The organism is Pseudacidovorax sp. 1753 (genome assembly GCF_040544975.1).
Classification (GTDB): domain Bacteria; phylum Pseudomonadota; class Gammaproteobacteria; order Burkholderiales; family Burkholderiaceae_C; genus Xenophilus.
The window spans coordinates 20967-33591 of sequence record NZ_JBEPKY010000014.1; the positions used below are offsets into that span (position 1 = coordinate 20967).

Sequence of the window (12625 nt, forward strand, 5' to 3'; positions counted from 1 at the left end):
CCTTTCGGGCGGACGCCTGCGGCCCACAGGCGCCGCAGGGAGAGGAAACATCAACTGGGCGGCGGCTCTTCGTCGGCGGCCGCGGCACGCCGCAGCTTGGGCGAGGCATCGATGAGGACGGCCGGGCCGCGCGAGGCAGGGTGCATGGCCGCGGCCCGCTGTGCCGCGGGGCTGAGTTCGGGCAGCAGTTCGATGCGGGACGATGAGGCGGTGGCCTCGGCCGCCACCGTGCCATCTGGCAACGATGCCGCCTGCGGCGCCGACATCGGCCGCGTGTCCACAGGGATGGGCTCATCGTCGGGCCGCATGAGGAACGCGACCACGGCCGCTGACACCAGCACTGCCAGGCTCAAGGCGAACCGCATGCGCGCCTCTCCTCAGTCGGCATAGACGCCGGCACCCTTGATCAGCGGCGTCCAACGCGCGATCTCGGCCGCAACGAATTGCCGGTGGCCTTCCGGCTGGGTACGCCCGTCCTGGGCGACCACGGCACCCAGTGCCTGTTCACGCTGGATGAAGTCCGGATCGCGCAAGGCGGCTTCCAGCGCGGTGTGCAAACGGTCCAGTACGGCGGGCGGCGTGCCCTTCGGGGCATACAGGCCATGGAAGATGCTGACCTGGAAGTTCTTCAGGCCGGCCTCCTGCAACGTCGGCACTTCTCGCAGCGCTGGCGTCGCCAGGCGCGTGGGCGAGGTCACGCCGAAAACCTTGACCTTCTTCGCCTCGATGTGGGCGGTCGTGCTCGTCGTCTGGTCGCACATCAGGTCGATCTGCCCACCCATGAGGTCGGTCATGGCAGGGCCTGTTCCCTTGTAGGGCACGGCGGTCATCTCCGTGCCGAGGGCCTGCTGCAGCAGCATCCCGCACAGGTGCGAGGCCGAGCCGACGCCCGCGTTGCCGAGGTTGATATGCCCCTTGTTCTGTCCGATCCAGGCGACGAGTTCCTTGAAATTGGAGGCGGGCAGCGTGGGCCTGCCGATGAGCGTCATCGGTACATCGTTGACGATGCCGAGGTAGGCGAAGTCCTTCTCCACCGAGAAGGGCAGCTTGCGAACCAGGCCCGGCATCGTCGCCATGCCGATGTGGTGCAGCAGCAGGGTGTAGCCGTCCGCCGCGGCGTGTGCGACCTTCGCGGCACCGACGGCACCGCCAGCGCCGGCGGCGTTGTCCACCACCACGGTTGCACCGCCGAGCGGTTTGCGCAAGGATTCGGCCAGATCGCGCGCGACGCGGTCGGTGGGACCGCCCGGTGCGAAAGGCACCACCAGCGTGATGGGATGACTGGGAAAGGACTGGGCACTTGCATGCAGCGGTGCCAGCACCGCGGCAACAATCGCAAGGGCCTTCTGGAAACGGGTCATTGGCGGATCGGGTCTTTCAAGGAAGGCCGCGATTCTTTTCGGACCCTGGCCGCAGGTCGAATTCGTTTGTTCGCATGCTTATCCAAACCATGAATGCCGGGTTTTCACTGAGCGCACGGCGTTGCCTGGCAGCCCTGGTCACGACCGTCCTGTCCACGGCGGCATCGGCCTGCCCAGCCTCCCGGCCGCTGTCCGTCGTGGTGCCGTATCCCACGGGGGGATCGCTGGACGCCACGTCCCGGCTACTGGCGGCGGCGGTGTCGGAGCGACTGGGCCGCGAGCTCATCGTGCGCAACGTGCCAGGCGCCTCGGGCGCCATCGGTGCGCGTGAGGCCATGGCGGCGCCACGCGACGGCTGCACGGTGCTTGTCGGTGCCATCAACACGCTGGTGCTGGTGCCGATGCTCAATGCGCAGGCCGGCTTCGGCATCGGGGACTTCCGCCCGTTGGCCAAGGTCGGCCATACCGAGATGGCCGTCATCGCGGCGGCCACGGTGCCAGTGGCGGGACTGAGCGATCTCGCGGCCCACACGCGCGCGATCGGTCGGCCGCTCAATGTGGGACATCCCGGCAACGAAACGGTCCAGGCGCTCGCACTGGATCTGCTCGAAGAGCGCGTCCATGCAGGGCTGGTCCCGGTGCCGTATGCCGGCTCGGCACGGATGGTGAGCGATCTGCTGGGCGGGCACCTGGATCTGGCCGTGGTGGCCCTTCCGGTGGCGATGCCGCTGCTGCGCCAGCAGCGCATCCGGATCCTCGGCAGCTTCACGCCCGGCGAGGGCTTCGAACTGGACTCCTGGAGCGGATGGTTCGTGGCTGCCGGCGTGGCCGTTTCGGCCACCACCGCGCTCGAAGCCGCATTGCGCGAGGCGCTGCGCGACGAGGACGTACAGCGGGCGCTGCTCCGGCTGGGCGCGCCCACGCCGCGGCGAGGCGAGCAGGAGCGCTTTGCGGAAGACGTGCGCAGGTCGAGCCAGCGCTACGCGCGGGTTCTCGGTGCGACGCGGCGCACCGCGCCGTGAGCGCCGCTACGCATCCGCCAGGTCGCCGTCGAGCTTGAGCTGCTCCAGCAACTGCATCGCTGCGGCATGGAAGGAGGACTGGCCATGCGTGATGGCCCCGAGGGCCGGCAACGGTGTCTTCCACGGCACCTGGATCTCGCAGAAGACGCCCGATTCAAGGAAGGGGCGGGCCACGTTCAAGGGAAGGAAGACCAGCAGATCGCGCTGCGACAGCATCGACGCCAGCAGCACGGGCGAGCGTGCATTCACCCGGCACAGCGAAGGCTGCACGGCGCTGTCATCCCAGAGCCGGGCAAACGCAGCGCCGGCGATGGTGCTATGCGGAGGCATCAGCCAGAGCTCGCCGGCCAGCTCCTCGATGCCCGTGACCTGTCGGCGGGCCAGCGGATGCTGCCGGCCGCAGACGATGGCATAGCGGTCGGACAGCAGCTCCACGAAGTCGACACCCTCGGGCAGCATGGCCGGCCGCCGGCACAGTCCGATGTCGATGACGTCCCGGGAGATGGCGCGGACCAGTTCGTCGGGGCTCAGCTGGATCACGTCGACCAGCATCTCGGGATGCATGGCACTGAAGCGCGGCAGCGTCGCCGACAGAAGCCCGGAGGTGGCGGCGCCGATCGCACCGACGCGCAGGGTGGTGGATTTGCCCGCGGCCAGGGCCGCCGCCAGTTCCGCGCACTGTTGCAGCGAACGCACCGCGTTGGCCATCAGCGGCAGCATCGCCTGCCCCAGTGGGGTGGGGCGCATGCCCTTGGAATGGCGCTCGAACAGGGGGGCCTCGAACAGCGACTCCAGCTCGGACAGGGCATGCGTCGCGGCCGGCTGGCTCAGCCCGACCTGCGCAGCGGCCTTCTGCAGACTGCCAAGCTCTGCCACGCAGACCAGCAGCTGGAGGTGCTTGAGCCGCGCCTTGCTGGCCAGGCGCGCGACGAGAACGGAAGCAGGTGGACGCATCGGGGCGGATCGTACCGGGCCGAGACGCGGGGCCATCGCCTGATCGTTCCTGCGAAGCCGGATGAGGCTTTGGGCCATTCCCGCGCAGCCCCGCGCTGCCTAGAGTGGTCCGCATGTGGAACGACACCCAAGACCGACTCCCGACCTCGCCCGCCGCCAGCGCCCAGGGCGCGCCGCTGGCGGGCGTGCGCGTGCTGGACCTGACCCGGCTGCTGCCGGGCCCCATGTGCACCCTGCACCTCGCCGACCTGGGCGCGGACGTGATCAAGATCGAGGACCTGGGGGCCGGCGACTATGCCGTCGACGGCGTGCGCCGGCAGGTCAACCGCAACAAGCGCGGCATCCGCCTCGACCTCAAGCAGCCCCAGGGCGTACAGACGCTGCTGCGGCTGTGCGAGCGGGCCGACGTGCTGGTGGAGTCCTTTCGCCCGGGCGTCATGGACAGGCTGGGCGTGGGCGTGTCCGCCGTCCAGGCGCACAACCCTCGGCTGATCTACTGCAGCATCACCGGCTATGGCCAGACCGGGCCGATGCGCGATGCCGCGGGCCACGACATGAACTACGCCGCGTTGACCGGCGTGGCCGACCAGATGGGCCGCGCCGACGCGCCGCCCGCGCTGTCCAGCATCCCTGTGGCCGATCTGCTGGGCGGCACCATGCCCGCGGTGATGGGCATCCTGGCGGCGCTCTTCGACGCGTCTCGCACCGGCCGCGGGCGCCATGTGGATGTCGCCATCGCCGACGGGCTGCTGGCCCATGCCGTCATTCCCCACATGGCCGTCGCGCGCGGTGGCCGGGCTCGGCCCCTGGGCACCGACAAGCTCACCGGCGCGCTGGCCTGCTACGACCATTACGCCACCGCCGATGGCCGCTGGATGGCGGTAGGCGCCCTGGAGCCGAAGTTCTGGCGCCGCTTCTGCGCCTGCATCGGCCGGCCCCATCTGGCGGACCACCCGCCCGACGCCGAGGCGCCCGATCGCCATGCCGTCAAAACCGAGGTCGCCGCCGTGCTACGCCAGCACAGCCAGGCCCACTGGGCGGCCCTGTTCGCGCAGGAGGACTGCTGCGTCACGCCCGTGCTGCGGCTGGACGAGGCCCTGGCCCATCCGCAGATGCAGGCCCGGGGCATGGCCGTCACGGCCCCCGCGGGCGACCGGCAGCTCGGCCCGCCGGTTCGCATCAGCGGCCACGACTTCGCCGTCCGGCACGATGCACCCGCGCCGGGCCAGCACACCGACGAGGTGCTGGCCGAACTCGGCTGGAGCGAGGAGGAGCGGGAGCAGCTCCGGCGCGTGGCCGCCATCGGCTGAGGCCCCATTGAGCCGCTGGTGGCTTTCGGGTACGGTCGGCGCCGGCCCGCCGCGGCCCGCGCCCCTTGCCATGCCTCCCAGCTTCGCCCGCCCCGTCCAGCACACCATCGCCATCGCGCAGGTCGACCAGATCCTGCAGGGGGCCCGCGCACGCGGGCTGGACTGCGATGCGCTGCTGCGCCGCGCGGGCATCGCGCCCACGCTGCTGGGCTCGAACCTCGCACGCGTCACGCAGGCGCAGTACGCCACGCTGGTCGTGCAGCTCACGCGCCGCATGCGCGACGAGCTCTGGGGCCTGGCCGGCCGACCGGTGCCGCTGGGCACCTTCGCCACCGGCTGCCGCATGCTGGTGCGCTGCGAGACGCTGGGCGAGGCCCTGCGCCAGGGCGCCCGCTATGCGCACCAGGTGCTGCCCGATATCGGCGTGCATGTGCAGCGCCACGGCGGCCTGGTCACGCTGCGCATCGACACGCGGCAGCCCCCTTCGGCACCGCTCGAGTATGCCCAGCGCTCCTTCATGTTCTTCGCCTTCGGCGTGGCCTGCTGGCTGGTGGCGCGCCGCATTCCCCTGCAGGAGGTGGTCTACGACCGCTCGGTCAATGTGCAGCGCTCCGAGGCCTCGCGCCTCTTCCAGGCGCCGGTCAGTGCGGGCCGCGACTGGATGGGCCTGCGCTTCGAGTCGCGCTGGCTCGACCTGCCGGTGGTGCAGAGCACCGAGAGCGTGGAAGGCTTCCTGCGCAGCGTGCCCGGCGACCTGCTGGTGCGCTACCGCGACCACACCAGCCTGACCGAACGCATCCGCCGCGTGCTGCGTCGTCACCTGCACGAGGAGCTGCCTTCGCTGGAGCAGGTGAGCGCGTCGCTCGCCATGACGCCGCAGACCCTGCGCCGGCGGCTGCAGCGCGAAGGGCAGGGCTTCCAGGCCATCAAGGACAGCCTGCGCCGCGACGTGGCGGTGGAGTACCTGTCGAGGCCCGACCTCACGCTGATCGAGATCGCCGAGCGCCTGGGCTATTCGGAGGCCAGCACCTTCCACCGTGCCTTCAAGGCGTGGACGGGGCTCGCGCCCGGCGCGTATCGCGAGCGCTACCTGGCGCGGGCGCAGGACGCGGCGGCGCCGTCCGCCGAGCCGCAGCTGTCGCACTGACGGCGACTGTCGGCCCCCGGGCCGGCGATGTTTTCTGCCAATCCTTTTGCGCCGATCCGCGATTGGCCGTCCGGGGGGCGCTGGCCACACTGGCTGCCATGGAGCAACGCCAGAGGAACCACCGATGACCCGAACCGGCCGAACCGTCCACGTCGTGGGCGTGGGCATGATCCCCTTCACCAAGCCCGGCGCCAGCGAGCCCTACACCGTCATGGGCATGCGCGCCGCCCAGGCCGCCCTGCGGGACGCGGGCGTCGACTATGCCGAGGTGCAGCAGGCCTACGTGGGCTATGTCTACGGCGACTCCACCGCCGGCCAGGCCGCGATCTACGGCGTGGGCCTCACCGGCATTCCGGTGTTCAACGTCAACAACAACTGCTCCACGGGCTCCAGTGCGCTCTTCCTGGCGCGCCAGGCGGTGGAAAGCGGCATGGTCGAATGCGCCATCGCCCTCGGCTTCGAGCAGATGCAGCCCGGTGCGCTCAAGGGCGCCTGGGACGACCGCCCGTCGCCCATGGCCCGCTTCGCCGAGGTCATGACCGAGCACCAGGGCTTCGACGCGGCCGCACCGCGCGCGGCGCAGTTCTTCGGCGGCGCGGGGCGCGACTACATCCGCGCGCATGGCATCCGGCCCGACACCTTCGGCCGCATCTCGGTCAAGGCGCGCCAGCATGCGGCCCGCAATCCGCTGGCCGTGTTCAGGCAGACGCTCACCCTCGAAGAGGTGATGGCCGCGCCCACGGTGTTCGACCCGCTCACGCGCTACCAGTGCTGCCCGCCCACCTGCGGTGCGGCGGCCGCGGTGATGTGCTCGGCGGAGTTCGCCCGCAAGCACGGCCTGGATTCCAGCGTGGCGATCCGCGCCCAGGCCATGACCACCGACCGCCCCAGCACCTTCGACAGCGGCGACATGCGCCGCGTGGTCGGCTACGACATGAGCGTGGCCGCCGCCAATCAGGTCTACGAAGCCGCCGGCGTGGGTCCGGAAGACCTGGACGTGGTCGAACTGCATGACTGCTTCACGGCCAACGAACTCATCACCTACGAGGCGCTGGGCCTCACGCCCGAGGGCACGGCCGAGCGCTTCATCCTCGAAGGCGACAACACCTATGGCGGCCGGGTGGTGACCAATCCGTCGGGCGGCCTGCTGTCCAAGGGCCATCCGCTGGGCGCGACGGGCCTGGCCCAGTGCGCCGAGCTGGTCTGGCAACTGCGCGGCCAGGCCGAGCAGCGGCAGGTGGAAGGCGCACGGCTGGCGCTGCAGCACAACCTGGGGCTGGGCGGCGCCTGCGTGGTCACGCTCTACGAGAAGGTCGGCGCATGATCGACCGCCAGTACATCGGCCATGCCATGCCGCCCTTCGAGGTGGACGTGGAGCCGGGCCGGCTGCGCTTCTTTGCCAAGGCCACCGGCCAGACGGACCCCGTCTACGCCGACGAGGCCGCAGCCCGCGCCGCGGGCCATCCGGGCCTGCCGGTGCCGCCCACCTTCCTGTTCTGCCTGGAGATGGAGTCGCCCGACCCGGCCGCCATCCGCAACCTGCTCGGGCTGGACTACCGCCGGCTGCTGCATGGCGAGCAGGGCTTCGCGTACCACCGGCTCGCCCATGCCGGCGACCGCCTGCGCTTTGCGCAGCGCATCGAGGACATCTACGACAAGAAGGGCGGCGCGCTCGAGTTCGTCGTGCGCCAGACCCATGTGAGCAACCAGCGCGGCGAGCATGTGGCCGACCTGCGCAGCGTGACGGTGATGCGCCATGGCTGAAGTCCTGGCCGACACCGCGGCCGCCGCCACCCGGCTCGCGCCCGCACAGCTGGCCGCACTGCGCGTGGGCGACCGGCTGCCGCCGCTGCAGCTGCCACCGGTGAGCCGCCTCACGCTGGCGCTGTACTGCGGTGCCTCGGGCGACCACAACCCCATCCATGTGGACAGCGATTTCGCCCGCGCCGCCGGCCAGGCCGACGTGTTCGCGCACGGCATGCTGTCCATGGCCTGGCTGGGCCGGCTGCTCACCGACTGGGTGCCGCAGCAGGCCCTGCGCCGCTTCGATGTGCGCTTTGCCGCCATCACCCAGGTCGGCGAGGCCATCCGCTGCACCGGCGAAGTGGCCGACATCGTCGTCGAGCAGGGCGAGCGCCGCGCGCGGCTGCTGCTGCAGACGACCAACGAGGCCGGCCAGATCAAGCTGCAGGGCGAGGCCGTCGTCGCCCTGGGCTGAACCACCGACCACCGCATCCGCCCCATTCCCCCGAAGGAAATCCATGTCAAGAAAACTCGAAGGCAAGGTCGCCATCGTCTCGGGCTCCGGCCGCGGCATCGGCCGCGAGATCGCCCTCAAGCTCGCAGGCGAAGGCGCCCGCGTGGTCATCAACGACCTGGACGCCGGCCCGGCCGAGCAGACCGTGCGCGACATCCAGGCCCGCGACGGGCAGGCCGTGGCCTGCATCGGCAGCGTCACCGAAGCCGGCTTCGCCGAGCGCTTCGTCGCCACCGCCATCGACACCTTCGGCGGGCTCGACATCATCGTCAACAACGCCGGCTACACCTGGGACAACGTGGTGCAGAAGATGAGCGACGAGCAATGGGAGGCCATGCTCGCCGTGCACCTGACGGCGCCCTTCCGCGTGCTGCGTGCGGCCGCGGACTTCATCCGCGACGCCGCCCGCCGCGAGGCCGACGAGGGCCGGCCGGTGCATCGCAAGGTGGTCAACATCTCGTCGGTGTCGGGCGTCTACGGCAATGCCGGCCAGGCCAACTACGCCGCCGCCAAGGCCGGCATCAACGGCCTGACCAAGGCGCTGGCCAAGGAATGGGGCCGCTACCGCGTCAACGTCAACAGCGTGGCCTTCGGGCTCATCATGACGCGCCTGACCGAGGCGGCCGCGGGCAGTGACGCGAGCATCGACATCGCCGGCCGGCAGATCCGCGTGGGCGTGAATCCGCAGATCCTCAAGTCCATCGAGCAGACCATTCCGCTGGGCCGCGGCGGCACGCCCGAAGAAGCCGCGGGCGCCGTCTACCTGCTGTGCATTCCCGAGTCCGACTTCGTCAGCGGCCAGGTGCTGGTCTGCGGCGGCGGCAAGCCCTGACACGGCGCACGCGAGGGCGACCATGGAAAGCATCCTCACCTACCCCCGCCAGGTCTTCCGCGACGACCATGAGCTGCTGCGCCAGACCGTGCGCCGCTTCCTGGACCGCGAATGCCGCCCGCGCCAGGCCGAGTGGGACCGCGAAGGCCGCGTGGACCGCGAGACCTGGCTCAAGGCCGGCCGCGAGGGCCTGCTGTGCCCCACGCTCGACAGTGCCTGGGGCGGCGGCGGCGGCGACTTCGGCCATGCGGCCGTGATCGTCGAGGAGATCGGCCGCTCGGGCATCTCGGGCCTGGGCTTCGGCCTGCATTCCGATGTGGTCGCGCCGTACATCGCGCGGCTGGGCACCGAGGCGCAGAAGGCGCGCTGGCTGCCCGGTTGCGTGAGCGGCGAGACCATCCTGGCCATCGCCATGAGCGAGCCCGGCGCCGGCAGCGACCTGCGCGCCATCCGCACCACGGCCCGGCGCGAGGGCGACGACTACGTCATCGACGGCAGCAAGACCTTCATCTCCAACGGCCTGAACTGCGACCTGGTGGTCGTCGTCGCCAAGACCGCCCCCGACCTCGGCGGCAAGGGCGTCTCGCTGCTGCTGGTGGAGGCCGACCGGCCGGGCTTCCGGCGCGGGCGCAAGCTCGACAAGATGGGCCAGGAGGCCGCCGACACGGCCGAGCTCTTCTTCGATGGGGTGCGCGTTCCCGCCGGCAACCTGCTGGGCGAGGAGAACAAGGGGCTGGGCTACCTGATGCAGGAGCTGGCCCAGGAGCGCTTCGTCATCGCGCTCGGCGCGGCGGCCAAGCTGGAGGCCATGTACGAGGAGACGGTGCGCTACACCCGCGAGCGCATCGTCTTCGGCAAGCCGCTGCTGGACATGCAGAACACCCGCTTCGCACTGGCCGGCATCCGCACCCGCGCGACGGCGGTGCGCATGATGGTCGACCAGTACCTGGCGGAACACCTGCGCCGCCGGCTGACGCTGGACGAGGCCGCCATGGCCAAGCTCTTCGCCACCGAGGAGCTCGGGCGTGCGCTCGACGAGATGCTGCAGCTGTACGGCGGCTACGGCTACATGATGGACTACCCGATCTGCCGGGCCTTCGTCGACTCGCGCGTCATGCGCATCTACGGCGGCACGAGCGAGGTGATGAAGGAGCTCATCGCCCGCAACCTGTGACCGCCCCGTGATCCCACTCCGCCGCCCCGGTGCAGGGCGGCGCGCATGAACGGAGACAACGCCGATGCCCTCGCTCCCCCGTCCCTTCTGGCCCCGTGGCGTGCCCGCCGACGTGCGGGTGCCCCAGGTGCCGCTCACGCATTTCCTGCAGACCGCCGCCGAGCGCTGGCCCGACAAGCCGGCCATCGCGTTCGCCGGCAGCACGCTGGACTACGCGGGCCTCTGGCAGCGCAGTTGCGCGCTGGCCGGCCATCTGGCGCAGCGCCTGGGCGTGCGGCCGGGCGACCGCGTGCTGCTCGTGGCACAGAACTGCCCGCAGTTCGTCGTCGCCACCTTCGGCATCCAGCGCGCCGGCGCGGCGGTGGTGCCGGTCAACCCGATGAGCACCGCGCCGGAGCTGGCCCACTATGCCCACGACAGCGGCGCACGCGTCGCCATCTGCGCGCAGGAGTTGCTTGGGCCGGTGCAGCAGGCGGTGGCCGACGGCCTGCTCGATGCGGTGCTCGTGCTGGCCTATGCCGATGCGCTCTCGGGCGACGGCGCCTCGACGCAGGCCGAGGCCGTGCAGGGCGTGCCGGCGCTGGCCGAGGCACGACGCCCGCTGCCCGACGGGCCCTACCACGGCTTCGAGGCGGCCATTGCCGAAGGCCTGGCACCGCCGCCTTGGCATGCCGATGTGCATGCGCTGGCGGCGCTGCCCTACACCTCGGGCACCACCGGCGCGCCCAAGGGCTGCCGGCATTCGCACGCCACGCTGCTGGCCTCCAACCTGGCCTCGCAGGTGTGGCGCGGGCTGCATTCGGAATCGGTCTTCCTGTGCGTGGCGCCGCTGTTCCACATGCTGGGCATGCAGAACGGCATGAACCTGCCCATCACCCTGGGCGCCACCGTGGTCATGATGCCCCGCTGGAACGCGGCCCAGGCCGTGGCCCTGGTGGCCCACCACCGCGTGAGCGTGTGGGCCGCACCGCCGGCCATGGTGATGGACTTCTTCGCCCAGCCCGAAGCGGCCACGGCGGACCTGAGCAGCCTCTCGATGCTCTCCGGCGGCGGCGCCGCCATGCCCGAGGCAGTGGCCGGCATGCTGCAGGCGCGCTTCGGCCTGGCCTACAACGAGGCCTACGGTCTGACCGAGACCGCAGCCTTCCTGCATGCCAACCCGGTGGACCGCGGCAAGCGCCAGTGCCTGGGCCTGCCCACGCAGGGTGTGCATTCGCTGGTGGTCGATCCGGAGTCGCTGGCGCCGCTGCCGCCCGGCAAGGTGGGCGAACTGGTCACGCGCGGTCCGCAGCTCATGCTCGGCTACTGGCGCCAGCCCGAGGCCGATGCCCAGGCCTTCGTCACCATCGATGGCCAGCGCTACCTGCGCACCGGCGACCTCGCGCATGTGGACGAGGAGGGCTACTTCTTCATGCGCGACCGCCTCAAGCGCATGATCAATGCCAGCGGCTTCAAGGTCTGGCCCGCCGAGGTCGAGGCCATGCTCTACGAGCACGAGGCCGTGCTGGAGGCCTGCGTGGTCGGCGTGCCCGACCCGCGCCGCGGCGAGACGGTGCGGGCGCTCGTCGTCGCGCGGCACGGCCGCACCCTCACCGAGGCCGGCCTGCTCGACTGGTGCCGCACGCGCATGTCGGCCTACAAGGTGCCGCGCAGCGTGCGCTTTCTGTCCGCGCTGCCGCGCTCAGCCACCGGCAAGGTCGCCTGGCGTGCCCTGCAGGAGGCCGAAGCCCGCGCGGCCCTCATCCCCACCCAGGAGGCCGCATGACGGCATCGCCAGAAGCCCGGCGCATGGTGCGCCTGGAGGTGCGCGAACAGGTCGCCACCCTCACCCTCGACTGCCCCGAGAAGCGCAATGCCTTCGACCTGGTGCTGCGCGACCAGCTGGCCGAAGCCGTGCGCACGGTGCGGCGCGACCGCGACATCCGCGCCGTGGTGCTGACCGGCGCGGGCGGCCACTTCTGCGCCGGCGGCGACCTGCGCAACATCGGCAGCCTGCAGATCGACAGCGGCCAGTGGCGCGAGCGCCTGGGCAACGTGCACGAATGGCTGCGCGACCTGCTCACGCTCGACCGTCCGGTGGTCGCCGCGGTCGACGGGGCCGCGGCGGGGGCGGGCTTCAGCCTGGCGCTGGCGGCGGACTTCGTGATCGCCACGCCACGCGCCTGGTTCGCCATGTCCTTCATCAAGGTCGGGCTGGTGCCGGACGTGGGCGCCTTCTACACGCTGCCGCGCGTGGTGGGCGTGCAGCGGGCGCGCGAGCTCATGCTTTCGGGCCGCGACGTGCGCGCCGACGAGGCCCTGCGCCTGGGCATCGTGAGCGAGCTGCATGCACCGGAGGCGCTGCTGCCGCGCGCCTGGGCCATTGCGCGCAGCTTCACCGGCGCATCGCCCACGGCCGTGAGCCTGATCAAGCGCGCACTGGCCGACGGCACGCCCTCGCTGGCCCAGGCGCTCGACGCCGAGGCCAATGCCCAGACCGTGGCCGCCGGCACGCCGGCCCACCGCGAAGCCGTGGCAGCCTTCCTGGACAAGCGCCCGCTGCCCTTCAGCTGGCCGCCCGCGGCCTGA

General features: G+C 71.3%; 13 protein-coding genes. 10 read left to right on the top strand and 3 right to left on the bottom strand.

What is annotated here, in order from left to right:
- Positions 1 to 50: 50 nt before the first annotated feature.
- Entirely contained in the window at positions 51 to 365 is a 315-nt protein-coding gene (locus ABIC63_RS18070; protein WP_354320803.1) for a hypothetical protein, read from the bottom strand.
- Between the two features lie 12 nt (positions 366 to 377).
- Positions 378 to 1361: a tripartite tricarboxylate transporter substrate-binding protein gene (locus ABIC63_RS18075; protein WP_354320804.1), complete on the bottom strand. Its 984-nt coding sequence runs from the start codon at positions 1359 to 1361 to the stop codon at positions 378 to 380.
- 74 nt (positions 1362 to 1435) lie between these two features.
- Here ABIC63_RS18075 and ABIC63_RS18080 point away from each other — a divergent pair, with 74 nt between their 5' ends.
- Entirely contained in the window at positions 1436 to 2383 is a 948-nt protein-coding gene (locus ABIC63_RS18080) for a tripartite tricarboxylate transporter substrate binding protein (protein WP_354320805.1), read from the top strand.
- A gap of 6 nt (positions 2384 to 2389) precedes the next feature.
- Here the strand turns inward: ABIC63_RS18080 and ABIC63_RS18085 are convergent, their stop codons facing one another.
- The gene (locus tag ABIC63_RS18085; RefSeq protein ID WP_354320806.1) at positions 2390 to 3337 is read right to left on the bottom strand and encodes a LysR family transcriptional regulator; all 948 of its coding nucleotides are present in this window, start codon (positions 3335 to 3337) and stop codon (positions 2390 to 2392) included.
- A gap of 113 nt (positions 3338 to 3450) precedes the next feature.
- Here ABIC63_RS18085 and ABIC63_RS18090 point away from each other — a divergent pair, with 113 nt between their 5' ends.
- The 9 genes from ABIC63_RS18090 to ABIC63_RS18130 all read left to right on the top strand — a co-directional run bounded on the left by ABIC63_RS18090 (position 3451) and on the right by ABIC63_RS18130 (position 12625).
- Complete coding sequence (locus ABIC63_RS18090) at positions 3451 to 4647, top strand: CaiB/BaiF CoA transferase family protein (protein ID WP_354320807.1); 1197 nt, start codon at positions 3451 to 3453, stop codon at positions 4645 to 4647.
- A 70-nt stretch (positions 4648 to 4717) separates the two neighbouring features.
- Positions 4718 to 5794: an AraC family transcriptional regulator gene (locus ABIC63_RS18095; RefSeq protein WP_294372348.1), complete on the top strand. Its 1077-nt coding sequence runs from the start codon at positions 4718 to 4720 to the stop codon at positions 5792 to 5794.
- Positions 5795 to 5918: 124 nt separating this feature from the next.
- On the top strand, positions 5919 to 7118 hold the full coding sequence (locus ABIC63_RS18100) for a lipid-transfer protein (RefSeq protein ID WP_354320808.1): 1200 nt from the start codon (positions 5919 to 5921) through the stop codon (positions 7116 to 7118).
- Positions 7115 to 7558 (top strand): MaoC family dehydratase N-terminal domain-containing protein, encoded by a 444-nt coding sequence (locus tag ABIC63_RS18105; RefSeq protein ID WP_294372355.1) that lies wholly within the window; start codon positions 7115 to 7117, stop codon positions 7556 to 7558. The genes ABIC63_RS18100 and ABIC63_RS18105 overlap by 4 nt, the downstream gene beginning before the upstream one ends.
- Entirely contained in the window at positions 7551 to 8012 is a 462-nt protein-coding gene (locus tag ABIC63_RS18110) for a MaoC family dehydratase (protein WP_354320809.1), read from the top strand. Before ABIC63_RS18105 ends, ABIC63_RS18110 begins: the two co-directional genes overlap by 8 nt.
- A gap of 43 nt (positions 8013 to 8055) precedes the next feature.
- Entirely contained in the window at positions 8056 to 8883 is an 828-nt protein-coding gene (locus ABIC63_RS18115) for an SDR family NAD(P)-dependent oxidoreductase (protein WP_294372360.1), read from the top strand.
- 22 nt (positions 8884 to 8905) lie between these two features.
- Positions 8906 to 10057 (top strand): acyl-CoA dehydrogenase family protein, encoded by a 1152-nt coding sequence (locus ABIC63_RS18120; protein ID WP_354320810.1) that lies wholly within the window; start codon positions 8906 to 8908, stop codon positions 10055 to 10057.
- Between the two features lie 64 nt (positions 10058 to 10121).
- A complete protein-coding gene (locus ABIC63_RS18125) occupies positions 10122 to 11822 on the top strand; it encodes a long-chain-fatty-acid--CoA ligase (protein ID WP_354320811.1) in 1701 nt (566 codons plus the stop codon).
- Positions 11819 to 12625 carry an enoyl-CoA hydratase/isomerase family protein gene (locus ABIC63_RS18130; RefSeq protein WP_354320812.1) on the top strand — a complete coding sequence of 269 codons (807 nt, stop codon included), beginning with the start codon at positions 11819 to 11821 and terminating at the stop codon, positions 12623 to 12625. Before ABIC63_RS18125 ends, ABIC63_RS18130 begins: the two co-directional genes overlap by 4 nt.

What these genes read in the sequence shown, in the direction of transcription:
- ABIC63_RS18080 (WP_354320805.1), top strand. Translation starts at nt 1,436, where the DNA reads ATGCTTATCCAAACCATGAATGCCGGGTTTTCACTGAGCGCACGGCGT.
- ABIC63_RS18120 (WP_354320810.1), top strand. Translation starts at nt 8,906, where the DNA reads ATGGAAAGCATCCTCACCTACCCCCGCCAGGTCTTCCGCGACGACCAT.
- ABIC63_RS18085 (WP_354320806.1), bottom strand. Translation starts at nt 3,337, where the DNA reads ATGCGTCCACCTGCTTCCGTTCTCGTCGCGCGCCTGGCCAGCAAGGCG.
- ABIC63_RS18125 (WP_354320811.1), top strand. Translation starts at nt 10,122, where the DNA reads ATGCCCTCGCTCCCCCGTCCCTTCTGGCCCCGTGGCGTGCCCGCCGAC.
- ABIC63_RS18070 (WP_354320803.1), bottom strand. Translation starts at nt 365, where the DNA reads ATGCGGTTCGCCTTGAGCCTGGCAGTGCTGGTGTCAGCGGCCGTGGTC.
- ABIC63_RS18105 (WP_294372355.1), top strand. Translation starts at nt 7,115, where the DNA reads ATGATCGACCGCCAGTACATCGGCCATGCCATGCCGCCCTTCGAGGTG.
- ABIC63_RS18130 (WP_354320812.1), top strand. Translation starts at nt 11,819, where the DNA reads ATGACGGCATCGCCAGAAGCCCGGCGCATGGTGCGCCTGGAGGTGCGC.
- ABIC63_RS18075 (WP_354320804.1), bottom strand. Translation starts at nt 1,361, where the DNA reads ATGACCCGTTTCCAGAAGGCCCTTGCGATTGTTGCCGCGGTGCTGGCA.
- ABIC63_RS18090 (WP_354320807.1), top strand. Translation starts at nt 3,451, where the DNA reads ATGTGGAACGACACCCAAGACCGACTCCCGACCTCGCCCGCCGCCAGC.
- ABIC63_RS18095 (WP_294372348.1), top strand. Translation starts at nt 4,718, where the DNA reads ATGCCTCCCAGCTTCGCCCGCCCCGTCCAGCACACCATCGCCATCGCG.
- ABIC63_RS18110 (WP_354320809.1), top strand. Translation starts at nt 7,551, where the DNA reads ATGGCTGAAGTCCTGGCCGACACCGCGGCCGCCGCCACCCGGCTCGCG.
- ABIC63_RS18115 (WP_294372360.1), top strand. Translation starts at nt 8,056, where the DNA reads ATGTCAAGAAAACTCGAAGGCAAGGTCGCCATCGTCTCGGGCTCCGGC.
- ABIC63_RS18100 (WP_354320808.1), top strand. Translation starts at nt 5,919, where the DNA reads ATGACCCGAACCGGCCGAACCGTCCACGTCGTGGGCGTGGGCATGATC.